The organism is Petrimonas sp., assembly GCF_963921705.1.
Classification (GTDB): Bacteria; Bacteroidota; Bacteroidia; order Bacteroidales; family Dysgonomonadaceae; genus Petrimonas; species Petrimonas sulfuriphila.
Map to the genome: position 1 here is coordinate 2,109,559 of NZ_OY997410.1, position 25,843 is coordinate 2,135,401.

At 44.2% G+C, this 25,843-nt stretch carries 17 protein-coding genes; 14 read left to right on the forward strand and 3 right to left on the reverse strand.

Annotated features, from left to right (window positions below):
- The first annotated feature begins 148 nt into the window (after window positions 1-148).
- The 6 genes from AACM02_RS08765 to AACM02_RS08790 all read left to right on the forward strand — a co-directional run bounded on the left by AACM02_RS08765 (window position 149) and on the right by AACM02_RS08790 (window position 7,063).
- The gene (locus tag AACM02_RS08765; RefSeq protein ID WP_332455646.1) at window positions 149-1,051 is read left to right on the forward strand and encodes a sugar phosphate nucleotidyltransferase; all 903 of its coding nucleotides are present in this window, start codon (window positions 149-151) and stop codon (window positions 1,049-1,051) included.
- Window positions 1,052-1,056: 5 nt separating this feature from the next.
- Window positions 1,057-2,358 carry a hemolysin family protein gene (locus tag AACM02_RS08770; RefSeq protein ID WP_339116715.1) on the forward strand — a complete coding sequence of 434 codons (1,302 nt, stop codon included), beginning with the start codon at window positions 1,057-1,059 and terminating at the stop codon, window positions 2,356-2,358.
- A 243-nt stretch (window positions 2,359-2,601) separates the two neighbouring features.
- Entirely contained in the window at window positions 2,602-3,675 is a 1,074-nt protein-coding gene (locus tag AACM02_RS08775; RefSeq protein ID WP_286849022.1) for an aldose epimerase family protein, read from the forward strand.
- A 47-nt stretch (window positions 3,676-3,722) separates the two neighbouring features.
- On the forward strand, window positions 3,723-5,030 hold the full coding sequence (locus AACM02_RS08780; RefSeq protein WP_286849023.1) for an MFS transporter: 1,308 nt from the start codon (window positions 3,723-3,725) through the stop codon (window positions 5,028-5,030).
- A 67-nt stretch (window positions 5,031-5,097) separates the two neighbouring features.
- Window positions 5,098-6,246 (forward strand): galactokinase, encoded by a 1,149-nt coding sequence (galK, locus tag AACM02_RS08785; RefSeq protein ID WP_286849024.1) that lies wholly within the window; start codon window positions 5,098-5,100, stop codon window positions 6,244-6,246.
- Window positions 6,247-6,370: 124 nt separating this feature from the next.
- Entirely contained in the window at window positions 6,371-7,063 is a 693-nt protein-coding gene (locus tag AACM02_RS08790) for an NrtR DNA-binding winged helix domain-containing protein (RefSeq protein WP_286849025.1), read from the forward strand.
- Window position 7,064: 1 nt separating this feature from the next.
- Here the strand turns inward: AACM02_RS08790 and AACM02_RS08795 are convergent, their stop codons facing one another.
- Window positions 7,065-8,720 carry an AMP-binding protein gene (locus tag AACM02_RS08795; RefSeq protein WP_339116716.1) on the reverse strand — a complete coding sequence of 552 codons (1,656 nt, stop codon included), beginning with the start codon at window positions 8,718-8,720 and terminating at the stop codon, window positions 7,065-7,067.
- A gap of 350 nt (window positions 8,721-9,070) precedes the next feature.
- Here AACM02_RS08795 and AACM02_RS08800 point away from each other — a divergent pair, with 350 nt between their 5' ends.
- A complete protein-coding gene (locus AACM02_RS08800) occupies window positions 9,071-11,311 on the forward strand; it encodes a GH92 family glycosyl hydrolase (protein ID WP_339117450.1) in 2,241 nt (746 codons plus the stop codon).
- Between the two features lie 387 nt (window positions 11,312-11,698).
- On the opposite strand, the gene AACM02_RS08805 is transcribed toward AACM02_RS08800, so the two are convergent.
- Window positions 11,699-12,106 carry a helix-turn-helix transcriptional regulator gene (locus tag AACM02_RS08805; protein WP_339116717.1) on the reverse strand — a complete coding sequence of 136 codons (408 nt, stop codon included), beginning with the start codon at window positions 12,104-12,106 and terminating at the stop codon, window positions 11,699-11,701.
- 349 nt (window positions 12,107-12,455) lie between these two features.
- Window positions 12,456-14,225 carry an IS1634 family transposase gene (locus AACM02_RS08810; protein ID WP_214063063.1) on the reverse strand — a complete coding sequence of 590 codons (1,770 nt, stop codon included), beginning with the start codon at window positions 14,223-14,225 and terminating at the stop codon, window positions 12,456-12,458.
- A 366-nt stretch (window positions 14,226-14,591) separates the two neighbouring features.
- Here AACM02_RS08810 and AACM02_RS08815 point away from each other — a divergent pair, with 366 nt between their 5' ends.
- The 7 genes from AACM02_RS08815 to AACM02_RS08845 all read left to right on the forward strand — a co-directional run bounded on the left by AACM02_RS08815 (window position 14,592) and on the right by AACM02_RS08845 (window position 25,822).
- Complete coding sequence (locus AACM02_RS08815; RefSeq protein ID WP_298648485.1) at window positions 14,592-14,813, forward strand: hypothetical protein; 222 nt, start codon at window positions 14,592-14,594, stop codon at window positions 14,811-14,813.
- A 213-nt stretch (window positions 14,814-15,026) separates the two neighbouring features.
- Window positions 15,027-16,229 (forward strand): MFS transporter, encoded by a 1,203-nt coding sequence (locus AACM02_RS08820; protein WP_339116718.1) that lies wholly within the window; start codon window positions 15,027-15,029, stop codon window positions 16,227-16,229.
- A gap of 142 nt (window positions 16,230-16,371) precedes the next feature.
- Window positions 16,372-19,449, forward strand: coding sequence for a TonB-dependent receptor (locus AACM02_RS08825; protein ID WP_339116719.1), 3,078 nt, complete (start codon window positions 16,372-16,374; stop codon window positions 19,447-19,449).
- 12 nt (window positions 19,450-19,461) lie between these two features.
- The gene (locus tag AACM02_RS08830; protein ID WP_339116720.1) at window positions 19,462-21,351 is read left to right on the forward strand and encodes a RagB/SusD family nutrient uptake outer membrane protein; all 1,890 of its coding nucleotides are present in this window, start codon (window positions 19,462-19,464) and stop codon (window positions 21,349-21,351) included.
- Between the two features lie 169 nt (window positions 21,352-21,520).
- Window positions 21,521-22,684: a Gfo/Idh/MocA family oxidoreductase gene (locus AACM02_RS08835; protein WP_339116721.1), complete on the forward strand. Its 1,164-nt coding sequence runs from the start codon at window positions 21,521-21,523 to the stop codon at window positions 22,682-22,684.
- A gap of 148 nt (window positions 22,685-22,832) precedes the next feature.
- The gene (locus AACM02_RS08840) at window positions 22,833-24,425 is read left to right on the forward strand and encodes an SUMF1/EgtB/PvdO family nonheme iron enzyme (protein WP_332455652.1); all 1,593 of its coding nucleotides are present in this window, start codon (window positions 22,833-22,835) and stop codon (window positions 24,423-24,425) included.
- Window positions 24,426-24,451: 26 nt separating this feature from the next.
- Window positions 24,452-25,822 (forward strand): Gfo/Idh/MocA family oxidoreductase, encoded by a 1,371-nt coding sequence (locus tag AACM02_RS08845; protein WP_339116722.1) that lies wholly within the window; start codon window positions 24,452-24,454, stop codon window positions 25,820-25,822.
- The last annotated feature ends 21 nt before the right edge of the window (window positions 25,823-25,843 follow it).

Below are 25,843 nucleotides of genomic sequence, written 5' to 3' on the forward strand. Positions count from 1 at the left end.
ATACGTTCTTTAGAACAAAGATAAGCCATTAGGGCGGGAAAAAGAAATCGACATTTGTTAATAATCTTTTCCGTATATGCTGTTTTTCGTCAATCTTTTTCCTTAAATTTGTGCATCAGAACAGTTTTTTAAATTAGATAAATCATCAATGAAACCAACATTATTTGTATTGGCTGCCGGGATGGGCAGCCGTTACGGCGGCTTAAAACAGTTAGACGGCGTAGGGCCGAGCGGTGAAACCATTATGGATTATTCCATTTTTGATGCTGTAAATGCCGGATTCGGGAAACTCGTATTTGTTATTCGTCAGTCGTTTGAAGAAGATTTCAGGGAGAAGATCGTTAAAAAGTACGAAAAGAAAATCCCCGTAGAACTTGTTTTTCAGGAACTGGACGCCCTCCCCGAAGGATTTGTCGTTCCCGAGGGACGTGTAAAACCATGGGGTACCAATCACGCGGTGATGATGGGTAAAGAAGTGATTCAGGAGCCGTTTGCCGTAATTAATGCCGATGATTTCTACGGCCGTGAAAGCTTCGGCGTGCTGGCCGATTACCTGAAGACATTGGAAAATTCGGAGAACAAGTACGGTATGATTGGTTACCGGGTAGGAAACACACTTTCGGAAAGCGGAACGGTAGCCCGTGGGGTTTGCGAAACTGACGAAAACGGAAACCTGACGGGAGTTGTTGAACGTACTCAGGTAAAGCGTATAGATGGTGCTGTCTGCTACCGGGAAGATAACGGAAATTGGATAGCAATTGACGATAATACACCAGTATCTATGAATATGTGGGGCTTCACCCCTGATTATTTCAACCATTCGGATGATTATTTTGTGCATTTCTTAAAAGAAAACGCAGAGAACACAAAAGCGGAATACTTTATCCCATTACTGGTTAACCACCTTATCGTGAATGGAGTCTCTACCGTGAAGGTGCTGGATACACCTTCCAAATGGTTTGGTGTGACTTATGCCGAAGATCGTCCCGGGGTAGTTAAAAAATTGCAAGAACTGTCAGACGAGAAAGTTTATCCGTCGCCATTGTGGTAGGCAAAATGGTTGATGTATTCATCATATTTTTTCTGATTATCCTCAACGGTTTTTTTGCCATGTCCGAAATTGCCGTGGTATCGGCAAAAAAAACCAAACTTGAAACGGAACGGAAAAAAGGAAACAAAGGGGCGGAAAAAGCATTGAAATTGCAGTCCGATCCCGATAGTTTTTTGTCTTCAGTGCAAGTGGGAATCACCCTCATCGGAATCGTAAACGGAGCCTATGGAGGAGCCACACTCTCTGTTTACCTGATACCTTTTTTCGAGCGGTTTGCCTGGAGTGCGCCATATGCGGAAACAATATCCATGGTCGTTGTAGTAGTAGCGATTACCTATTTGTCGATAGTTATCGGTGAACTGGTACCCAAGACCGTTGCGCTGAACAGCGCAGAAAAAGTAGCCGTGACCGTTTCCAGGCCCATCCATTTTGTCAGTGTCGTCTTTTATCCTTTTGTCAGATTTTTAGCCTTTTCCACCAGTTTGTTCAACAAGCTTATCGGACTGAAACCTAAAGACGATGTGGTCTCGGAAATGGAACTTCGGGCCATGTTGAAAACTGCATCGAAAGAAGGCGTTATAGAAAGAGAAGAGAACATCATTCATGAACAGGTTTTCTACTTTTCCGATAAACGTGCCCGCCATCTGATGACTCACAGAACCGATGTGGAGTGGGTAGATATTTCGAAAGAAAAAGAAGAAGTAATTGCCGATCTGTTGCAAACCAAGCACGGAAGGGTACTTGTTTGCAACAAGACACTGGATGAGTTTGTGGGTATTGTAACCATGAAGGAATTGCTTTCGGAATTATACAGGAAAGGAGAGATCGATATCCATAAACTGGTTCATGACCCCCTGATAATACCTTCTACCCTCCGCGCAAGAAAGGTACTGGAGCAGTTTCGCCAACAGCACAAGTTTTTCGCTGTTGTAGTGGACGAATACGGAAGCCTGGATGGAATTATTACGTTGCACGACATTATTGAAAATCTGGTAGGTTCAATCCCTGACGAGAATGAAATGGAGGAACCTGATGTTTTTATGCGCAACGAGAACTCCGCTTTAATCAACGGTGAGGCACCCATAGAGGTGTTGACCAATTTTATTGACGATTTTATTATCGACTTCGAAGAGATCGATTATTCTACGGTTGCAGGATTTGTATTGTCCAACATTAATAAAATTCCGCAAGTGGGGGATGTATTCACGTATGAAAATACAACGTTTGAGGTTGTGGATGTAGACGGCAATAAAATCGACAAAGTAATGGTTACAAAAAAAACGAAAGTAAGCCACGAATATTTGTGATTTTTCTTTTGTTTCTCATAGACAAAAATTATGCCTGATTTATATAATTAATAGGCAAAAAATCAGGTGATTATAAATTTTTAACGGAAGTATATTCCTCAAAAAAAGGATTTTATGACTAAAAATATGTTTTATAACACAATTTTAAATTTGCTGAATAAATTAAAAATGTGTTATTTTTACACGAATTTTCAAAGAAAGATCCAATCTTCATCACCATCTTATTTTTAAAACCTCAAAAACATGGATAATATGTATAGCAAGTCCGGTTTGCTATCAGGCGCGTTCGCAAAAGAGCTCGATGGAGAGCAAACCGGCTTATACGTCCTAACCAATAAACTAGGAAGCGAAATTACCATCACAAATTACGGTGCAAAAATTGTTTCGTTAATGGTTCCCGATAAAAGCGGAACCCTTACGGATATTGTATTGGGTCATTCCTCCATCGAAGAATACCTGACCTCGGAAGAGCCCTACTTCGGGGCTGTTTGTGGCAGGACAGCCAACCGGATTGCCTGCGGTAAGTTCACGTTGGGAGATAAAGAGTACAAACTTGCCGTTAACAACGGGCCCAATTCTCTTCACGGTGGCCTAAAAGGGTTTAATGCTGTTGTCTGGAACGTGGTAAATGTTTCGGAAAACAGTATCGAACTACACTACTTATCGGTAGATGGAGAGGAAGGTTTCCCAGGAAATCTGGATGTATACGTTACTTACACGCTTACAAACGATAATGCCCTCGATATTTTTTACAAAGCGGTGACTGATCAAACCACGATCCTTAACCTCACGAACCATTCCTATTTCAATCTTTCGGGTGAGGGAGATCCCTATATCGGCGATCACGTACTGACGTTGAATGCAGATGCCTATCTGCCTACCGATGCAACAGCCATTCCGTACGGAGCTGCGGAGCCTGTGAAGGATACCCCAATGGATTTTACAACTCCTCGCACCATTGGGGAACGGATTAACGACGATTTTGAACAACTTCGTTTTGGAAAAGGATACGATCACACTTTTGTGTTGAACAAACAAAGCGATAATGAATATTCGTACGTTGGCGTTTGTGAATCGCCCAAAACCGGAATTAAAATGGAAATGTTTACTACAGAGCCTGGAGTACAGGTGTATACGGGGAACTGGATGACGGGCGGATTTTCTGCAAAGAAAGGACATCGTTACCCCGAGCGTTCTGCGGTATGTTTTGAAACGCAGCACTTCCCCGATAGTATAAATAAACCCGAATATCCTTCGGTAGTTTTAAAACCCGGTGAAATATTCAATTCAAGGACAACGTACAAATTTTCCACATAACAGACAATGCTCAAAATAAATCAACATTTTTATTAATATCAAAAAGTATGAATACAACAACTAATCAGAAAAGTAACCGGATAGTGCCCATCGTCATGATGATCGCACTGTTTGGAATGATCGCATTCGTGACCAACCTGGCGGCGCCGATGGGACAAGTATTAAAAGAACAATTTGGAGCCTCCAATTTCCAGGGATTACTGGGAAATATGGCGAACTTCATCGCGTATGCCGTTATGGGAATTCCGGGAGGGATACTCCTGCAGCGCGTGGGCTATAAAAAAACAGCTCTCATTGCCATTGTAATCGGTTTTGTTGGAGTTTTCACCCAATTCCTTTCCGGACATGCTCCTCAAACGGCCGCTTTCGGTGTTTATTTGCTCGGAGCTTTTATCGCTGGTTTTTCCATGTGTTTGTTAAATATTGTGGTTAACCCTATGTTGAATACATTGGGAGGCGGGGGAAACAAAGGAAACCAGCTTATTCAGGTTGGAGGATCGTTTAACTCCGTAATGGCAACTTTTACTCCGGCTTTTGTAGGAATCTTAATCGGTGAAACGGCTAAGGCAAACATAAAAGACGTATTTCCGGTAATGTATATCGCGATGGGTGTTTTTGCCCTTGTTTTCTTTGTGCTGTTGGTCGTAAACATTCCTGAACCTCATGCTACGAAAACCAAAGAACCACTAAAGAACCTGATGAGCGGCGCAATGAAATTCAGGCATTTCATTTTAGGTGCCATCGCAATTTTTGTTTATGTGGGTGTTGAAGTGGGTACGCCCGGTATCTTGATTTTATGGTTATCCGATACACCGGTTGGAAAAACAACGGCAGGGTTCGTTGCTGGGACGTATTGGTTTTTAATGTTAGTGGGCAGGTTGCTGGGAGCATCTCTAGGCAGTAAAGTATCCAGCAAGACCATGCTTGCGACCGTTTCTTCAATTGGAATAATTCTTGTGTTGGCAGCGATCTTGTCACCCACCACTACGCAGGTGGCGATTCCGGCACTTCAAACTTCTGCCACCGGCGCCCTTTCCTTTGGAATGGCACAAGTACCCATCAACGCCATGTTTATCGTTATAATCGGTATTTGTACATCCATTATGTGGGGCAGTATTTTTAATCTTTCGGTAGAAGGGTTGGGCAGGTTTACGCCGGCTGCTTCGGGAATATTTATGACCTTGGTTTGCGGAGGAGGAATTCTTCCTGGTATTCAAGGTGCTGTGGCTGATTTAGGCAACGATTACCTGGTAAGCTATTGGGTAATCTTTATTGGTTTGGCATACTTGCTATACTATGCGTTGATCGGATCCAAAAACGTAAACAAGGATATTTCTACCACAGATGTGGAATAACTCCCTGTGAAAACAGCCTCTAACATTAAGTTTTCACAGATGCGCAAATGAAATAATTATAAAAAATATGACTAAAGAACAGGTTTTAAAAATTTATCAAGAAAAATTTGGTAACAATACACCTGAAGTTTACGCGTCTCCCGGACGCGTAAACCTTATAGGTGAGCATACCGATTACAACGGAAGTTTTGTTTTTCCCGGAGCTATCGATAAAGGAATGATAGCCGCTATACGGTTAAACGGAACGGAGAAGGTCCGTGCTTTTGCCATAGATTTAAACGAAAGTTCGGAGTTTGGGCTCAATGAAGAGGATCTACCCCAGGAAGGCTGGGCAAAATACATATTCGGGGTATGCCGTGAGATTATTAAACGCGGTGGAGCCGTAGCAGGTTTCGATACTGTATTTGCAGGAGATGTTCCGTTAGGAGCAGGGATGTCGTCATCTGCTGCCCTGGAAAGTACTTATGCATACGCACTGAACGACATGTTCAATCTGGGGATTGATACCTTCGAACTGGCACGTATCGGACAATCTACCGAGCATAACTACGTAGGTGTGAAATGTGGCATTATGGATCAGTTTGCATCGCTTTTTGGCAAAAAGGGGCATTTGATAAGGCTCGACACAAAAACGATGGAATACCAGTACTTCCCGTTTGATCCCGAAGGGTATAAATTGGTGTTGCTCGATACCGTTGTGAAACACGAATTGGCTTCATCGGCGTATAACAAACGCCGGGAATCGTGTGAGCACGCTGCGGAAACTATTGCCAAACGTCATCCCGAAGTGAAGTTCCTACGTGATGCAACAATGGATATGCTTAAAGAAGTCAAAAACGAAATCTCGGAAGAAGATTATATGCGCGCCGAGTACGTGATTGAAGAGACTCAACGGGTTAGAGATGTGAGCGATGCCCTGGAACGTGGAGATTACGAAACCGTTGGGGAGAAAATGTATGAGACGCATCACGGAATGAGCAAACTTTATGAAGTGAGCTGCGAAGAACTCGATTTCCTCAATGATGTGGCAAAAGAACACGGAGTTACAGGTTCTCGGGTTATGGGCGGTGGCTTTGGTGGTTGTACCATCAATCTTGTTAAAGACGAATTGTATGATTCGTTCATAGCTGACGCTAAATTAAAGTTCAAAGAAAAATACGGACATGAACCTAAGGTATACGACGTTGTCATAAGTGACGGTGCACGTAAACTCTGAAGTAGTTTAATAATATGCTTCGCCGGTAATAGCGCTTCGCGGGTGATATTCCGGACGTCAAGCTTTTATCGGCGAAGTTGTTTTTTCTTGCCTGTTGATCCATAACTTCTAAAATTCTAATATTATGTCCACCGGATTTTATTCTCACGATGCGAAATTCCTTGTTGCAGTAGATTGCATTATTTTCGGATTCAAAAACCAGGAACTTAATATCTTGTTAACTCGTCGCCCGCTTGAACCCAACAAAGGAGAATGGTCGCTTATGGGGGGATTTATGGACGAAAATGAGAGTCTTGACAAAGCTGCAGAAAAAGTACTGTTCCGGTACACCCGGCAGAGAGGTATTTATATGGAACAGGTTGGGGCCTATGGTGAAATTGAACGTGATCCGGGCGACAGGGTCGTGTCCGTAACCTATTATGCATTGGTACGGTTGGAGGAGTTTGACACGAGCCTGGCCAAAGCATTCGACGCCAAATGGGTGAACATTCAGCAACTTCCCCGGCTGATTTTCGATCACAACCTTATGGTGGATGATGCATTGAGGTTATTGAGGTATAAAGTCTCCCTGCAACCCATCATTTTTGAATTTTTTGAAGGAAAATTCACGCTTCCCGCTTTGCAGGATTTATGGGAAGCCATCTATCAGATGCCAATTGACAAGCGTAATTTCCGGAAGAAAATCGCAGCGATGGGCATTCTCGATAAACTGGATGTAAAAGATAAGTCTTCCTCCAAAAGAGGAGCGTTTTACTATACCTTCAATCAAAAGAAATTCAACGAGTTTATTGAGTCTGGAAACAGGTTTTCCCTGTAATTTATTTCTGGTACTTAAACCTTCTAATGCTCCGCTTAGGCGTTTTTTCAAACTCCTCGGCCTGAAGCCTGAATGAAGCTATTTTGCTGTAATTGGCTAGTTTTGCGTTTATTGCGTTTATTTCCTTATCGAAGACAGGGTTATACTGTTCTGGTGATATGTTTTCAGCTTTCAGCACCTCAGTGTCGGGAACGATGAGTGCAATAATTTTGCCCTTTTCTTCTATTGCCAGTGACTCCAATATATAGGGAGAGTTGTTTAGCTTATCTTCAATCTCTTCGGGATAGATGTTTTGCCCGGAAGGGCCGAGAATCATATTTTTGTTCCTGCCTCTGATAAATACAACGTTGTCTTTATCCAATATTCCAAGATCGCCTGTCCTGAGCCACCCATCTTCCGTAAAAACAGCTTTTGTAGCTTCTTCGTTTTTATAATAACCGAGCATCAGGTTTGTACCTTTGGTCAAGATTTCCCCAACAACGTTTTGCGGATCATCCGAATCAATTTTAACCTGCATTCTGTCCACTACCTTTCCACACGATCGTTCTTTGAATTCTGTCCAGAACGAGTAAGAAATAAGCGGCCCACATTCGGTCATCCCGTACCCAACCGTGTAGGGAAATTTTATTTTTCGCAGAAATTTTTCTACGTCTGCGTTCAAAGCTGCTCCTCCGATGACGACTTCTACCAGATTTCCTCCGAAAACGTCAATAAGCGATTTCCTTATTTTGTGGTAAACAACAGCATTCAGCAGTGGAATTTTAATCAATGTTTTGGCTGCTCCCTGCTGAAGTTTCGGAAAGACATTTTTAATAACGATTTTTTCGATAATCAGAGGGACGGCTAATACCAGCTTGGGTTTTATTCTTGCAAAAGCATCAAGCAGTACCTTGGGAGAAGGCGTTTTTCCTAAAAAATGGATGTGGAAACCCATAGAAATGGCGTTGAGCACCTCGAAAGCAAGTCCGTAAGTGTGAGCCATGGGTAACATGCAAATCATGTTGTCTCCCGAGTGGATAAAATCAAGGCTGTCGTTTGCAAACCGGGTGTTCGACCATAAACTCCGGTAAGGGATCATCACTCCTTTCGGGCTGCTGGTGGTTCCCGATGTATAGTTTATAACAGCCAGTTCTTCCGGTTTATCGGTCCTGAAAGCAATGTCATTGACAAAGAATCCCTTCTCGTATTTCTTGTCGAAAAAAGAAAACGAGTTGGACACAAATATCTTGAACTCTTTCGATGTCACTTTCAACAAGGAAAAATCATCGAGCGAGAGGACAGTTTCTGCCTTCGGTATCTTGGTCTCATCTATTTCTCTCCAAATGGCTTCATCAACGAAAAACATCTTGGAATCCGAATGATCCACAATGTACTGAACACTTTCTTTCTCAAACTCATGCAAAATACTCACTGCTACAGCTCCGTATGAGAGCGTAGCGAAAAAAGAGATGGCCCAATGGGACGAATTTTTACCACATATCGCAATTTTATCACCGCGTTGAATGCCGGCAGAGTTGAAATATTCGTGCAGCATATCAATTTCACGGGCAAAATCTTTGAAATAAAGTGTTTTGCCCTGAAAGTCGCTCATTGCAGGTAAATCCCAATGATTTCGTATACTTTGCTCGATTAATCCAAGAAAAGAGTTCTGATTCATTATTGTATGTTTTTGTTATTATACAAACAATTAAGTTTGAGGATTGTTTGTTCGGATTTAATATAAATAAATGTCAAATTCTTGCTTATACTGATAAAATAATTAAATTTGTGCGGACGTAAAGTCAACATGTTACAAATTTAGTAAACTTTGTCATAAATGAAAAACAGCCTCACTGTTTTTGTTTTTTGCTTCACGGTGATTTCTCTCTGGGAACGAAGTGCTACTACTCTTGTTGAAACCCCTTGTTCACCCTGACGGAAATAAATAGAAATTCTAAATTTAAAACAGTTCCTAAATGTACAATAACTATTAAAAGGATGAGAAAGATGCTATTTCTGTACAGATTAATGAGGCAAAGCTACCGCAAAACATATGTAATCGGTTGCTTTATTATCTTTTTGATTACTTCATGTACAAGTTCTCAATCAACTGATCTTGTTGATTTTGTTAACCCTTACCTGGGGAACATCAGCCACCTGTTGGTGCCGACGTACCCCACGGTTCATTTGCCGAACAGCATGTTGCGTGTTTATCCGGAACGCGCGGATTACACGGGTGATTTGCTGAACGGCTTGCCCGTTGCGGTGACCAGCCACCGGGGAAGTTCGGCATTTAACCTGAGCGTCTTCCAAGGGGACGAGCTGGAATTGAAGCCGGTTATTCCCTATAGCTACGACCGTGAAAAAATCACACCCTACGATTATTTTGTCTATCTCGACGAGCAGGAGACCAGCGTATATTACGCCGTTTCCCACCAATCGGGGATCTATGAGCTGACATTCGGACATACCGACCCTGTATACCTGATCCTGAACTCCCGGCGTGGTGAACTTCAATGGGACGGGAAAGCATTTTCGGGTTATCAACAGCTGCAAAACAACACGCGGATATTTGTATATATGGAACCGGACATACAGCCCCAGGGAGCAAATGACAAAGCTGCTTCCGGCCAAAATGCCCACCTTGTTTTGTCGTACCCCTCAAACACAAAGCAGTTGAAACTTCGTTACGGGATTTCGTTTATCGATACAGTTCAGGCAAAGAAGAACCTCTACCGGGAAATGTCCGGGTTTGACCCCTCGGGCGTTGCCGAAAAAGGACGTCAAACCTGGAATGAAACCCTCGGTAAAATTAAAGTGGATGGTGGTTCGTATGACGATAAAGTTGTTTTCTACACTTCGTTGTACCGAACCTACGAACGTCCGGTATGCATATCGGAAGACGGACGCTACTTCAGCGCCTTTGATGGGGAAATCCACAACGATAACGGGGCGCCTTTCTATACGGATGACTGGATCTGGGATACCTATCGGGCAACGCATCCGCTTCGTACGATTATCGAAACGGAAATGGAGTCGGATATTCTCAATTCTTTCCTGAAGATGTCCGAACAAATGCCCGAATTCTGGTGGCCCACCTTCCCCGAGATTACGGGCGACAGCCGCCGGATGAACTCCAACCACGGGATAGCCACCGTTATAGACGCTTACCGCAAAGGATTGAAGGGCATTGACCTGGCAAGGATCTACCCGGCCGTTCGCAATGCCGTTATGGAGAAGACGCTGGCTCCTTGGTCCGGCAAACCCTCGGGTGAGTTGGATCGGTTTTATCACGAGAAAGGATATGTTCCTGCTCTTAGGGAAGGGGAGGAAGAAACCATTCCCGAAGTTCACGGTTTTGAATGTCGCCAGCCGGTGGCTGTAACGCTGGGCACCTCCTACGATGAGTGGTGCCTGGCACAAATTGCCCGGGAGTTGGGGAAGGAGGATGATTATGAATACTTCCTGAAGAAATCCTACAATTATCGCCATCTTTTCAATCCCCAGACCGGCTTTTTTCACCCTAAGGACAAGGATGGAAACTTCATCGAACCCTTCGATTATCGTTTTTCAGGAGGGGTGGGTGCACGACAGTATTACGGTGAGAACAACGCATGGGTATACCGTTGGGATGTGCAGCACAACGTAGCCGACCTGATCCACTTAATGGGGGGGCGGGAAAACTTTATACGCAACCTCGATCAAACATTTCGCGAACCTCTTGGGAAAAGCAAATACGACTTTTACAGTCAGTTGCCCGACCATACCGGCAATGTGGGTCAATTCTCGATGGCTAACGAGCCGTCGTTGCATATTCCTTATTTATACAATTATGCAGGACAGCCCTGGAAGACGCAAAAGCGGATTCACATACTCCTGAATCAATGGTTCAGAAACGACCTGATGGGAGTTCCCGGAGATGAAGACGGAGGCGGAATGTCGGCTTTTGTGGTGTTTTCGCAGATGGGGTTTTATCCGGTAACGCCCGGAATTCCGGCATACAATATCGGGAGTCCGTTCTTTGCAAAGACGGTCATTAGCCTTCCTGGGGGTAAAGCCTTCACCGTTATAGCCCGTAATTTTTCCGAAGAGAACAAATACATCCAATCGGCGGAACTCAACGGAATACCCTGGGAAAAACCCTGGTTCAGCCACGACGACCTCAAAAACGGCGGAACCCTGGAACTTATCATGGGCAATAAAGCGAACAAACAATGGGGTAGTGCTTCGCAAGACACGCCTCCTTCGGAAGGAGAATTACCAGACTAAAAAACAGTAAAAATGAAAGAAGAATTATTTATAACCTTTTTGCTAGTTTCGAGTTTTTTGACTGGACAACAAAAATTATGATTAAAGTATGTCCCGGTAGAGAAAAGGAAATAATTCTAAAAAAATTTACAGACAGATGTTTTAAATGCGTTAAGGGAATTGCAAGTGGCAGTTATCCATTTGGTCCGGTTGCTGTTTTGCTGATGAATATCACTAGATGTGAGTCACTTGTCCTCTTTGCTATTTTGCTACTATCAATGCTGCAATGTCAGTCAGGTAGAGCCATGTATCAGATTATAAGGTTGTTTAATGAACAATGGTTGGTATAGATTGTCTATATAAGCCTACGGTGGTGTTCTTGTTAAGTTTGATTACTTTTCCGACACTTCACTTATCTTCGGTGTCTTGATGGATAGTAATAGTATAAGAATTAGCGTCTGAGATCCGGTCTGTGTTATTTTTTAGTTGTTCAATCTCCACCTTTAACCGTTCATTCTCCCTGATAACCTTTTCGTATCTATCCAACAGGTTATTATTGTCTTCTGGTGGAACCACTATGGGGTTTTTTTCTGTTTTTAGCATCGCTCCTTTCCCCGTAATTAGCCACCTGGTATTAATTGTCTCATCTGAATTGACAAGCCTTTCAATATTATCAAAAGAGGGCTTACTCATTCTGTTCCCAACAATATTATTTAAAGTCGGTTGAGGGATTCCGTATCGTCTCGCCATCTCTGATACGTTCCCTTCAAATTTGGTATTTAATATTTTTCTTAATCTTTCATTTATGTTGCTCATAAATAGTCTATTGATTGAATATGTTATTTATAATTAGTATAAAATAATTCAATTATAGTGTTTTATTCTTTTTTAATGATTATTTTTAATTCAAATGAATTATATTTGCGTTTGATAATACAATCCCGTGTTTGACACTTTGATTTTGTCAGACTGGTGATAGATCAAGGCCACAGGCCGCTTCAGGGGCGATTTGTGGCCTTGCTGTTTTTTCTGACTTTGTAGCAATATGGCAGGTGTGGGACGGTGAGGGATACAGGGGAAGGGGGCCTGTGGGGCCTCCGCCCCATGGATGAGGTTGCCTGCCCGGCGGCGTTGCCGCCGGCAGGCCCCTTCTCCTGTATTCTACCTACTCCTCATCCTTCTCCCTTTTCCTGGTTTGGGCAATGATACTCCTCATCTTCTGTTTGGTGACTATCTGGGTATCCGTCCTGAAGCCCGCGCTGCCATGGAGATGATTGGTCAAGTCCGTCCTGGTGTAAGTGGGGATATATCCTTCACCGGGTATGCCTAGGAAGTCCATCCCCCTGAGCGTATCCACTATCTCATCTGTTGTGAAGTGCTTCCCGCCACGGTTCACTTTCTTCTCCAGATACTTGTATACCAGCAGTGCCAGGAAGCATGTGAGGAAGTGGGCCTTGATGCGGTCATCCCTTCTCACGTATACCGGCCGGGCATCGAAATCGGTTTTCATGATACGGAAGCCGTTCTCGATGATCCAACGGCCGCCGTTGAGTTCGATGATGGCCGGGGCCGGGTCTTCGAGGTCCGTACACAGGGCATAGAAGCCGTCGAAGCGCGCCTCCTGGTCTATCATATCCTGATTGAGCGAGAAGTTCTCTATCTGGGCCAGCTCACCGTCCGCGGTGACGTGCTCGGCCTTGATGAAGCGCTTGGCATCGCCCGGGCTCTTCTTCTTTGAGGTGGCACCCCAGCCCTTGGCAAGCAAAGCTTTGGCACGAGCTATCTGACGTTCGCGGACATGGCGGAGGTACTCCTGATACTTGAACGAGAAGGTCACGATGACGCGCTGCTCCAACGTCTCTCCAGTTGACATCAGCGTGGGGTCCCAGCGTTCCTTGAAAAAGAGAGTCTCATGGTACTCCTTTGCGTCCAGGATGCTGATGTCATACTCCTCCTTGCCCTGCGAACCGGCAATACGCCAACCCTTGCTGTCCAGGGCCCATTCCTGCAGGTGCTTTTTCAACTTCTTCAGTGACTGCACGGTAATGAATGACCTGTCTCCCACGCTGTCATTCTTGCGGTTCTCATAGCTTGAAAGGCCTCCATCGGTGCAGACCACCAGCCTGGACAGGCCGAACTTGTCCCTCAGTATCTGCTCCATCGGCTTCAGGGTGGTGGTCTCCGCCGTATTGCCCGGCTCGACGCACATTGCCAGCGGGAAGCCGTCGCGGTCCATGAACAGCCCCATCTGCACGATGGGCAGCGGACGGTTCTCCTTGCTGTGGCCATACTGGCGCAAGCCGCTTTCCTCTTCACACTCGAAGAAGTAGTTCGTCAGATCATAATACACCACCCGCGTATTGCGCTTCCCGAGTTTGAGACTGCGTTTGTACACGCCGGCCTGTATCTCGTTGAACTCACCGGCCAGCAGCGAAAGCGCCCTGTACACCTGCTCCAGCGCGCACTCCGGCTGCTCGAGGAACTTCCTTGCATCTTCCAACGAGGACCGCTTGGATCCCGGATACAGTATCCGGGTGTATACCAACATCGAAAGAATGCCGTTCAGGTCATACTTCAGCAGCTTGTGCTTCTTCGCTATCTTCTTGCAGATGTAGTCCAGGCCCAGTTCGTAATATATTTTCTGAAGGAACAGGTAGCCGCCGTTGTACGAGCGCTGCTCGCCTTTGGGGATAAGCGCCATGGGGTTGCAGTCAATAATGACGTGCTTGTTCTCTTCTTTTTCAAGTGCGGTCATCCCGGCAACTTGAGTCCTTGCCCATTCAATCGGGTCTTCACCATTCAACTTCTCGCGCAGTTCTTCAACGGTCCCTAGACGCTTGACCACTTTGGACGTGCTTTTGCCGCTTTCGCTCCTGTAAGAACGTGCCGCGTAGAGAATAGTACAGTTCTTGGACTTGACAATATTCAATTTCATATCTGTAACAATGCTATATAATGCTACAAATATAGAAAAAATATTTGACAAAAAAAAGACCTCCGGAGGTCTTTTATCAAAAAAATCGAAAATTTATTGTGTCAAACTACCGAGGGATTCCGTATCGTCTCGCCATCTCTGATACGTTCCCTTCAAATTTGGTATTTAATATTTTTCTTAATCTTTCATTTATGTTGCTCATAAATAGTCTATTGATTGAATATGTTATTTATAATTAGTATAAAATAATTCAATTATAGTGTTTTATTCTTTTTTAATGATTATTTTTAATTCAAATGAATTATATTTGCGTTTGATAATACAATGAAAGCTTCAATGTAATATATAGATACAAGACATAAAGATATGGATAATAAATTAAAAGAAACGGGATTGGTTAAAAAAATTTCCATTCCGGAAACACTTTTGTCTTTGCCAATAGGTAAACCTATGCTAATTCCAACTGCTAAAATCAAGACTTCCTCCATCAGGACGGCAAAGACAAGGCTTGAAAAAGCCCAAAAAGCAAGATTCGAAGTTACTACAGATGGATTGATTAATGAAACAAAAGTAATCCGGTTATCGTAAAAAATTATATAAACCCTACAATTCCATGGAGAATAGGTATGGTCGAGCTCTTTGGATCTTGGAATGGGCAGGGGCATGAATGTATTTGCGGATTACAAAAAATAGAGAAATAGCAATATGGAATTGATTGGATTTTTTACAAAAGTCTCACAACCATTTGCGGGATAGGTTGAGGATTTCAATTAAACATAAAGTGTCGATAAAAAAGTAATAATGGAACAGAAAAACACAAAAACACGACTTTCCCTGATGATGTTCTTTCAATTTTTTATTCAGGGATCATGGTATGTAACCATGGGGACTTATCTGGGGCAGACACTTTATTTTACAGGTGTTCAGATCGGGTTGGCATATAGTACGGCAGCTATAGCAGCCATTATATCCCCTGTGATCGTGGGAATGATAGCCGTTCGTTTTTTCTCTGCCAACAAGGTCTTGGCATTCTTAAATATCACGGGTGCCGTATTGTTAGGCTGTTTGACACAAATTGATAATTTTTCATTGTTTTTTCTTGTGTTGCTGCTCTATACGATTTGTTTCATGCCCACTATGTCGCTATGTAATTCCATCTCTTTTGATAACCTGCCTGAACCCTCGAAAGAATTCTCCCGTATCCGTTTGTTCGGATCGTTCGGATGGATTATTGCTGGAATTCTTATCAGTTCGTTGAATCTGGAACCATTGTCTACTCCTTTCCTTATTGCTGCAGGAATCTCTTTTATTGCCGGTTTATATGCTTTTATACTTCCTTTCAAGGCACCGGGAAAACGTGCTGAAAAGGTGACTGTAGGACAGATACTCGGATTCGATGCGTTTAAGCTTACCAAAGACAGATCGTTCTTGGTGCTGCTAGTATTTTCGGCGTTGGCTTGTATTCCCCTTGCTTTCTATGATTCGTTTACCAATCTGTTCATTGTTAACGTAGGCATTAATAACGCCGCTGCGGCCATGAGCATGGGACAGGTTACCGAAGTAATCTTCCTTTTCGCATTTCCGTTGATGTTTCTCAAATTACGGTATAAGGGAAGTATTGTTGCCGCAATTGTGGCATGGGTGTTGATGTACGGATTCTTTGCCCTTGGAGCGCATACCGGACACATCGGTTTCATCTATGGAGTATTACCGCTCCATGGATTCTGTTTTACTTTCTTCTTTGTTTCAGGACAACTTTTTGTGGATGAAAAGGCGCCTTCGTCTTTACGGAACTCGGCACAGGGATTGATTGCTTTTGCCACCTATGGGGTAGGGAAATACCTGGGAACGCTGGTAGCAGGCAATGTGGTGCATCAATATACTGCTGAGCAGGGTATATACAACTGGGTATCAGTCTGGACCGTGCCTTTTGTTATGGCTGTCGTTATCTTGATAGGTTTTGTAGCATTGTTCAGGGAAAACAAGAAAAATAATTTTGTATAATGATATATCCATTTTTAACCTATGGATATTTAGATCAATTGATTCTTTTATCCGGAAAAGATATTATAACTGTCTTAGAGAACTTCTTTGTGAAAAATAATTAAATCGTCGGAACATGAATGAAACATCAACTGTAAATGAAATGAAAACAAAATTGAAACAACATTTATCAAAATTTTTGATGTTCCTGTTTCTTGAATTGTGTGCGGTTTCCGTATCGGCACAAAAGAGTGTAAGAGGAACTGTGAGTGATGTAAATGGAGAACCTTTAATCGGTGTGAATGTAGTAGTAAAAAATACTACTACCGGGACTATAACGGATATTGATGGTAAATACTCATTAGAGGTGCCTGAGGAGAGTTCCGTTCTGATTTTTTCATACATCGGATATATTACCTCTGAAGTTACCGTGGGAACACAAACCGTTATAGATCAAATTCTGGCAGAAGAGGCACATATGATCGATGAACTGGTTGTCGTCGGTTACGGTGTCCAGAAGAAAGTAACCGTAACAGGTGCCGTGGCGAGTGTGTCCGGTAACGAACTCAAGGTATCTCCCACTACTAATCTTTCTAATGCCGTGGTGGGACGTATGCCGGGAGTAATCGGTTTCCAGCGTTCGGATGAGCCTGGTGGCGGCGGAACAACCCTTCGTATCCGTGGTACGAATACACTTGGATCTAAAGACCCGTTAATTGTCGTCGACGGAGTACCTGGACGTGCGGGAGGATTAAATCGTATTAATCCGAATGAAATTGAATCCATGTCGGTGTTAAAGGATGCTTCGGCGGCTATCTATGGTTCTCGTGCTGCCAATGGGGTTATTTTGATTACCACCAAACGGGGTAAAGAAGGAAAGCCCACAATTACGTATACCGGCAATATGGGATTCTCTCAACCCTCACGTATCCCCGAGTTGGCTAATGCTTTTGAGTATGCGACGATGGTCAATGAAATTGATAAATATTCGGGGCGTGAACCCCGTTATTCCCAGGAGGATCTGAGATTATGGCAGGACGGATCAGACCCATGGGGACATCCCGACACAAACTGGTATAAAGAAACAATTAAGGATGTTTCGCCCATGTATCGTCATGATGTGAGCATAACCGGAGGAAGCGACCGGTACAAGTTTTTCGTCAGTCTGGCTGCTAATGGAGAAGATGGTATCTATAAGAATTCAGCGAATCGCTACGATCAATACAGTACACGTATCAATCTGGATATGAAAGTAAATGATTACTTTGATATATCCTATGGTAACGTAAACCGTTTGCAAGTAACCAATTATCCGGCACGTGGGGCGACAGATATCTTCAGTTCCATGGTGCGTAGTAAACCTATCTTGCCCGCGTATTGGCCAACCGGAGAACCAGGGCCGGATATTGAATACGGAGATAATCCGGTGGTGCGTGCCACTCCGGCAACCGGGAAAGACCTTCACAAAGCATATTATATCCAGAATACACTGAGGGCGACACTTAAAATCCCTGGAGTTGAGGGATTGTCGCTTATAGGAACTGTGTCATATGACCAACATTTCAATAACCGGCGTCGTTTTGAAACTCCGTTTACCCTTTATACTTGGGATGGTAACCCTGAACACAAGTTGACCCCCTCGTTAAAAGGGGTTTCCCAATCGGTGTTAGAGGAGAGAAGGGATGAGCAGACAGACTGGATGACCAATTTGGTAGTCAACTACGACCGTTCTATTGGAGACCATAACTTTGGCGCTACCCTTGGTGTTGAAGCGCAGAGTAACGAATGGCGCAGGGTAAGGGCAACCCGTAAATATTTTATTTCAGATGCACTGGATGAAATAAATAATGGTTCGGTAACCGATATGGAAACAGAAGGCTATTCCTGGAAAGAAAGCCGTGTCAACTACTTTGGACGTGTGAACTATAACTATCTCGAAAAGTACCTGTTTGAATTTGTGTACCGTTACGACGGATCGTATCGTTTCCCGAAAGACAAACGGTATGGTTTCTTCCCGGGGGTATCTGCCGCATGGCGTGCATCCGAAGAAGATTTCTGGAAGGAAAACCTCAGTTTCATCAACTATTTTAAGCTGCGTAGTTCTGTCTCCCAAACCGGTAGTGATTATCTGTTAGATCCTGACGGAAATCTCGATAGAAGTATTCAATACCTGAATACCTACGGTTTCGGTACTGAATATATGTTTGGAACAACATTCCAGAAGACATTATATCCGACGCGTACTCCCAACCCCAATATTACCTGGGAAGTAGGGACTACGTATGACCTTGGTCTCGAATTTAAGTTTCTGGATAACAGATTAAGCTTGGAGACCGACCTTTTCCACCATAAGCGTACCAATATGTTGATTTACAGAAACGCTTCATTACCCCAGATTTCGGGTATTACGCTCCCAAGAGAAAATATCGGTGAAATGCAGAACAGAGGCATAGAAGGATTAATTTCCTGGGTAGACAGGGCTGGTAAAGTGGAATATGATGTTTCGTTCAATATGACGTATGCAAAAAATAAACTGTTATTCTGGGATGAAACCCCCGGTATACCCGATTATCAGAAAAGGACCGGAATGCCGGTAAATACCGAGTTGTGGTATATTGCCGACGGTGTATTCAATACACAGGAAGAACTGGACAGCTATCCGCATTGGGCCAATGCACGTACTGGAGATATTAAATTTGTAGACGTAAATGGTGATAAGAAAATTGATGCGAATGACCGCGTCCGTTCCGACAAAAACTCGGAGCCACGTTTTGTATTCGGTCTCACTACCGGTCTCAGTTGGAATAACTTCGATTTGAGGGCATTATTCCAGGGCGCAACAGGAGGTATTACCTATATTTGGCGTGAAAGAGCCGGTGAAGCCGGGAACTACTATAAGTTCATGTATAAAAACCGTTGGACAGAAGAAAACCCCATGGTGGAACATCCGCGTGCTTATAACCGCGAGAATGAATATTGGGCGAAGCAGGGTACAGACCAGAAGAATACCTACTATCAGTTCAAAACCGATTATCTGCGTCTGAAAAATATGGAAATCGGATATACGTTTAATTCAACGCCTCTCCGCAGTGCAGGAATCCAGGATTTGCGTGTATATGTAAATGGTACAAATATATTTACGATAGATAATGTCAAAGTACAAGATCCGGAAGCCAATGATACCGGTCGGGAATATCCACAACGTCGTATATGGAACGCCGGTGTATCTATAACATTTTAAAAATAAGAGATTATGAGAAATATAAAACAAATAGTAACCATTATCGTTTTGGGATTTGCCGTTGTCCTAAATTCTTGTTCGGACTTTATGGATATCGTACCTTCTACTTCTTATACAGAGCAGATGGTTTTTACCGATGCTGCTTTGACGCAAGCTTTTGTAAATGATCTATACAATAACATACACCCGGGTGCTCAAGAACATTCTTTGGACGGATTGACCGACGATGCTTATTTTACCCATAACTACGGGCAAAAAGATATTGTTGAAGCTGTTTCTATTTCACAAAGCAATCTTCAATGGTATGACAATAATAATAATCCTTTTAAATGGCAAAACAGGTATAGGGGTATCCGCTATGCCAATATTATCATCAATAACATTGACAATGTGCCGGAAAAGGTTGGCTTTAACCTGGATCGTATGAAAGGTGAAGCCTATTATATGCGTGCACATATGTATCACGAACTTGTACGCGGTTTTGGGGGAGTACCTATCGTTACGGAAGATTTTTCACTGGCAGAAGTAGAAGAAATGAAGAAGCCTCGTAATACCATGCGCGAGTGTCTTGAATTTATTGTGAGCGACCTGGAAAAGGCTGAAGAATATCTTCCGGAAACCGTCAGTTCTGCAGAATGGGGACGCGTCACTAAATATGTGGCAACCGGTTTAAAAGCCCGTATTTTGCTCCATGTTGCCAGTCCTCTCTATGCAGACCGCACGATAAATACTTTAGCGGTTAACCAATTCGACGGTGATCGTATGGCTACTTATCGTGCCGCCAGGGATGCTGCAATTAAAGTGATCGAGGATGGTCCATTTGAGTTGATTGATTGTAGAGGAGGTGTCAATACTGAAAGGGCTGAGAAATTCAAAGCTATTATGACGGATATTCGAAACAGTGAGCAAATGTTTGTCCGTAATTACCACACTTCTATTGGTGCTGCGAATAATATGGGATTATGGCATGGGCCGAATGGTTATCATAACTGGGCCGGAACTACGCCAACACAGGATCTGGTAATGGCGTTTGAATTCGAGGATGGAACTATGCCGGAAGGGATGACCAAACCCGGAGAATTCCAGAAAGGAAATCCCTATAATGGTCGTGAACCTCGCTTTTATGCCACTGTAGCTACCGATGGAAATACGTGGGGACGTCCGCGTCCGGCTGATGCGGCCACATTAGACCCGACACCTATGGGAACCCTACAGGCCGGGAAATATGAAGTGACAAACGGAGACGTGGAAATTGAATACCGCGATGGAGTAGTGCGCCGCTCAATGTGGGGTGTGGATACCCGCCAGGGACCTATTGAGGACTGGAACGGGTCATGGACAGGTTATTATGAAAAGAAACTTATCGATACTTCCGTTGATGCTCAGTATTTTAGACAAACCGTGCCACATGTTTATATGCGGTTGGCCGAGATGTACCTGATTGCTGCGGAAGCGAGTATTGAATTGAATGAATTGGAGGAAGCGGCAAAGTGGCTGGATATCTTGCGCGGGCGTATTGAGTTGAAAGATACCAGATCGACTCTGACTATCCGTGGAAAACAATTTTCTCAAGCTGACATGCGTGATTTTCTGCGTCAGCAACGTCGTGCAGAATTCGCCTATGAGCAACACCGTTATTTTGATGTTCGCCGTTGGATGATCGCTCCGGAAGCAGGAAATAAACCATTGACAGGAATTATCGTGGAGGGTATTTTGAAACCGGGTAAGTCATCAATGAAGCCTTATATTCACAATGAAGAGATTTACGACTATTATTATTATGTAAATGATCTCTCCAGTCGTGAAAACAGGAGATGGCTGGATAAGATGTATTTTGCTCCAATCCATCAGGATGAAATTCGTCGTAATCCAAACTTGGTTCAAAATCCTGGAATGGAATAATTATTTTATCTGTCCTATCCTATGGTGAGTTGATCTGTCCTATCATTGACTTATCACAGGGTAGGGCAAATTTTCGGATTTTCCGATATTACATTTATTTTGTCCGTTCGATAAAAAGATGTAAATTTGAATTTATTTTTTACTAATTGTAAGTTAATACCATTTTTTCATGAAAAGAAAACTTAAAATGGGTATGGTTGGTGGCGGAAGTGATGCTTTTATAGGGGCAATTCATCGTAACGCTGCTTTTATGGACAATCTGATTGAATTGGTATGCGGTTGTTTCAGCGTAAATCCGGAAATATCCCGGAGTTCCGGAAGGGAATATTTTCTCCCCGACAACAGAATATACACTACCTATCAGGAGATGTTCGAAAAAGAAATGCTTCTGCCCGAAGAAGAACGGATGGATTTTGTGACCATCGTAACCCCCAACAAATGGCATTTTGAACCGGCCATGATGGCCTTGGAGAGAGGTTTTCACGTAGTTATTGACAAACCCATGACCTTTTCGTTGGAAGAAGCAAAAATACTCCAAAAGAAAGTGGAAGAAACGGGCCTTGTTCTGGCTCTTACACACGTCTATTCAGGTTATCCGGCGGTTAAGGAAGCCAAAGCCAGGATTGCTGAAGGTAAAATAGGAAAACTGAGGCGAGTTTACGTAGAATATACACAAGGCTGGTTGTCGAAAAGAATTGAAATGTTGGGCGGAAACAATGCGGGATGGCGTACAGATCCAGCCCGTACCGGTAAAGCAGGTACCATGGGAGATGTGGGTACCCACGCCTGGCATCTGGCGGAATACATCACCGGGTTGAAAGTGGAGGAGGTATGTGCCGATCTGCGAACCTTTGTGGAAGGACGCCCGGTAGATGATGACGGAGCTGCCCTTTTACGCTTTGAGAACGGAGTTGCCGGAGTACTTATGGCAACGCAAATTGCAACAGGTGAAGCAAACAATATCCGAATCAGGGTTTACGGTGAGAAGGGGGGCATGGAATGGCGTCAGATGGATCCGAACCGGTTGATTCTGAGATGGGAAGACAGGCCGACAGAAGAGCTTTACATGGGCAGCAACGAATACATGAGCGATTTGGCTTTGTGGAACACAAGAATTCCTTCCGGACATCCCGAAGGGTTTATAGAAGCCTTTGCCAACATATACAGAAACTTCGTGCTGACGGTGTTGGCAAAAAAAAGAGGAGAGGCTCCCGATTATAAGATCCTGGATTTTCCTACTGTAGCCGATGGCGTTCGCGGCATGCAGTTTATAGAAACAATAATTGCTTCTGGTAACGATCACTGCAACAAATGGTGTAAATGGATTGAATAATATTTATCTGCGATTTAAATTGCTTTTTTGTACAAATTAAACCTGCAAACCATTAAATTTTCATATATTTGCAAGCTTAAGATATCATTTTATTTTTTACGCGTTAAAAAGCAACAATTAAATATTTAATTCATTAATTAATAGATAGATGGCTAAATCTAAAAACATCTATGGTGATCAACACAAAAAAAACCGGAAAAAATTTCATCAACGTAAAGGGTTCATTTTGCTGTTGGGTATTGCGATAGGCATAATTTTCATCGGAGCATTGTATCAAACATCCGTTTATTTTTCTACCAACGAATCATGCATGATGTGTCATGTTCATCCTCACGCAGAAGAAAGTTGGAAACTTTCTGTTCACGTGAACAACGGAAGTGGCGTAATGGTCAACTGCGTGGATTGTCATTTGCCGCCAAAAGACGACACATGGGCTCATTACACGGCTAAAGCCGCTTTGGGTATCAGAGACGTATGGGGATATCTTACCAAGGACAGTGCAGACTTCGACTGGGATAGAAAATCTGAACTCGAACATGCTATAAAATATATTCCAAACGCTTCCTGCGTAAAATGTCATCAGAATTTATTCCCTCAGGGAATAACCGATGATGGCATTACCGCGCATATGTATTACGACGAGAATCATGAAAAGCTCAATCTGCAGTGTATCAGCTGCCACCTCGATGCAGGGCATTATAACCCGAACTATTCGCACGGACAAATGGTGGGAATACCTGGGATGAATGTAGCTACTGCTGTGGATTCAAGCAAGTTTTTTAAAGAAGCTGCCGCAGTAACGGCTTTTGAAAATTATACCGAACAGATCCCCGGTACGGCAGTCTCGTTCAACATGAAAGCGGTACCCGGAGGAACTTACACTATGGGTAGTTCACCCAAGGAACCTTTCCACAAAACGGATGAAGCCCCACAACATGAAGTGAAGGTAAGTCCCTTCTTCATGGCTGAAGTAGAAACTACCTGGGATCAGTACTGGGCTTTTTATGCCAATACCATGAGCGAAGGAAGAACTCCTCCCGAAGTGGTTTACGAAAACAACTTGAAAGCTATGGGTGTAGATGCAATCTCCGGTCCAACACCTCCGTTTGGATATCCTGACCAGGGATGGGGCTCGGGCGACAGGCCGGCCATTACAATGACGCATTATGCCGCAGAAACATTCTGTCAGTGGCTGTCGCAGAAAACAGGCAAAAAGTACCGCTTACCTACCGAAGCCGAATGGGAATATGCGGCACGCGGTGGTACGCAAACACCCTATTTCTTTACAGGAAGCCCCAAAGATTTTTCCGATGAAGGGTTTATGCGGAAGTTCTTCCCTGCAAAAACAGACAGTATAAGCGCATTCGTTATCTACGGTAAAAACAGCGATAACCGTACGCAGGAACCGTCGTTGGTGAAGCCTAATCCATTCGGATTAAAAAATATGCTGGGTAACGTAATGGAATACACCGCTGACAAGTATGATGAAGCTGCATACGGAAAAAGAAGCGGCGTTACAAGTGATCCCCTGGTCACCCAAGGTGAAGAATGGGTGGTGAGAGGAGGAAGTTACTTGTCGGATGCAGCCGATGTTCGTTCGGCCGCACGCAGCCACACCCGGCATGACGATTGGTTAAAAACCGATCCACAACAGCCAAAGAGTATCTGGTGGTATTCCGATATAAAAGGAATTGGATTCAGGGTAGTTTGTGAGCCAGACAGTTCATTAATTGCAAAATAAAACATTTCTAAAACAAATTTAAGTATATGAAAAGAGAGAACAACTTAACGAGAAGAACATTTCTTAAAACTTCGGCTGTTGCCGGAGCAGCAGGCGTGATTGGGACCGGAACGACGGGTTTTTTAACCTCTTGCAGCGGTGAGAAAAAGGATGTGACGGTTCCCCTGAAAGAACCCGGAACGTATTACGTGCCGGAGTTGGTGGACCTGGCTACAGACGGAAAAGAGTTGAAAGCTGGTGTTGTCGGTTGCGGAGGAAGAGGATCGGGCGCCGCCATGAATTTCCTGAATGCCGCTAACGGTGTTACGATCGTGGCGTTGGGCGACGTGTTCGAAGACAAGGTGAACGGCCTGGCCGACAAGCTGAAAGCGGAAAAAAGCATCGATGTGCCGGCCGACAAGCGTTTCGTGGGCCTGGATGCGTACAAGCAGGTCATTGACAGCGGGATTGATATCCTGATCGACTGCACGCCGCCGTTTTTCCGCGCGGAACATTTCAAGTATGCCGTGGAACAGGGCAAGCATTGTTTCCTGGAAAAACCGGTTTGCGTGGATTCGGTGGGATACCGCACCATCGTGGCGACAGCCAAACAGGCCCAGGCCAAGAATTTAAGCGTTGTCACCGGAACGCAGCGCCACCACCAACGCTCATACGTTGAGTCATACAAACAGATCATGGGCGGCCTTATCGGGGAGATCACCGGGGGAGCCGTCTACTGGAACCAGAGCATGTTGTGGTACCGCGACCGCCAACCCGCCTGGAGCGATTTCGAATTCATGGTCCGCGACTGGGTGAACTGGAAATGGTTGTCGGGAGACCACATCGTGGAACAGCACGTCCACAACATCGACGTGTTTACCTGGTTCAGCGGGTTGAAACCGGCGAAAGCAGTCGCCTTCGGCTCCCGCCAGCGCCGCGTGACCGGAGACCAGTACGATAATTTCAGTGTGGATTTCACCATGGAGAACGGGATCCACCTGCACAGCATGTGCCGCCAGATTGACGGATGCGCCAACAACGTGAGCGAATTCATCCAGGGAACAAAAGGTTCGTGGACAAGCCAGGGCGGGCACGTGATCAAGGATCTGGCCGGAAACGTCCTCTGGCAATACGACGGTGAGGCTGAAAAGGCGAACTTCAAGCAGACCGACCCCTACACGCTGGAACACGTGAACCTGATTAACTGTATCCGGGCAAACACCCCCATCGAACAGGCATCCGAAACGGCAGTTTCCAACCTGGCAGCCATCATGGGACGCGAGGCGGCCTACAGCGGCCAGGAGACCACCTGGGACGCCATGGCGGCGGCTCCCCTGGATTATACCCCGGCAGACCTGAACATCGGCAAGATGGACATGAAAGGCTTTACTGTCCCTGTGCCGGGAAGTGCCAAATAAAAGAATAAATACGTTATAATC

Bases quoted from the DNA above. Each gene is read 5' to 3' on its own strand.
- AACM02_RS08835 (WP_339116721.1), top strand. From the start codon at position 21,521: ATGAAAAGAAAACTTAAAATGGGTATGGTTGGTGGCGGAAGTGATGCT.
- AACM02_RS08765 (WP_332455646.1), top strand. From the start codon at position 149: ATGAAACCAACATTATTTGTATTGGCTGCCGGGATGGGCAGCCGTTAC.
- AACM02_RS08810 (WP_214063063.1), bottom strand. From the start codon at position 14,225: ATGAAATTGAATATTGTCAAGTCCAAGAACTGTACTATTCTCTACGCG.
- AACM02_RS08840 (WP_332455652.1), top strand. From the start codon at position 22,833: ATGGCTAAATCTAAAAACATCTATGGTGATCAACACAAAAAAAACCGG.
- AACM02_RS08805 (WP_339116717.1), bottom strand. From the start codon at position 12,106: ATGAGCAACATAAATGAAAGATTAAGAAAAATATTAAATACCAAATTT.
- AACM02_RS08845 (WP_339116722.1), top strand. From the start codon at position 24,452: ATGAAAAGAGAGAACAACTTAACGAGAAGAACATTTCTTAAAACTTCG.
- AACM02_RS08820 (WP_339116718.1), top strand. From the start codon at position 15,027: ATGGAACAGAAAAACACAAAAACACGACTTTCCCTGATGATGTTCTTT.
- AACM02_RS08790 (WP_286849025.1), top strand. From the start codon at position 6,371: ATGTCCACCGGATTTTATTCTCACGATGCGAAATTCCTTGTTGCAGTA.
- AACM02_RS08775 (WP_286849022.1), top strand. From the start codon at position 2,602: ATGGATAATATGTATAGCAAGTCCGGTTTGCTATCAGGCGCGTTCGCA.
- galK (WP_286849024.1), top strand. From the start codon at position 5,098: ATGACTAAAGAACAGGTTTTAAAAATTTATCAAGAAAAATTTGGTAAC.
- AACM02_RS08825 (WP_339116719.1), top strand. From the start codon at position 16,372: ATGAAAACAAAATTGAAACAACATTTATCAAAATTTTTGATGTTCCTG.
- AACM02_RS08780 (WP_286849023.1), top strand. From the start codon at position 3,723: ATGAATACAACAACTAATCAGAAAAGTAACCGGATAGTGCCCATCGTC.
- AACM02_RS08800 (WP_339117450.1), top strand. From the start codon at position 9,071: ATGAGGCAAAGCTACCGCAAAACATATGTAATCGGTTGCTTTATTATC.
- AACM02_RS08815 (WP_298648485.1), top strand. From the start codon at position 14,592: ATGGATAATAAATTAAAAGAAACGGGATTGGTTAAAAAAATTTCCATT.
- AACM02_RS08770 (WP_339116715.1), top strand. From the start codon at position 1,057: ATGGTTGATGTATTCATCATATTTTTTCTGATTATCCTCAACGGTTTT.
- AACM02_RS08795 (WP_339116716.1), bottom strand. From the start codon at position 8,720: ATGAATCAGAACTCTTTTCTTGGATTAATCGAGCAAAGTATACGAAAT.
- AACM02_RS08830 (WP_339116720.1), top strand. From the start codon at position 19,462: ATGAGAAATATAAAACAAATAGTAACCATTATCGTTTTGGGATTTGCC.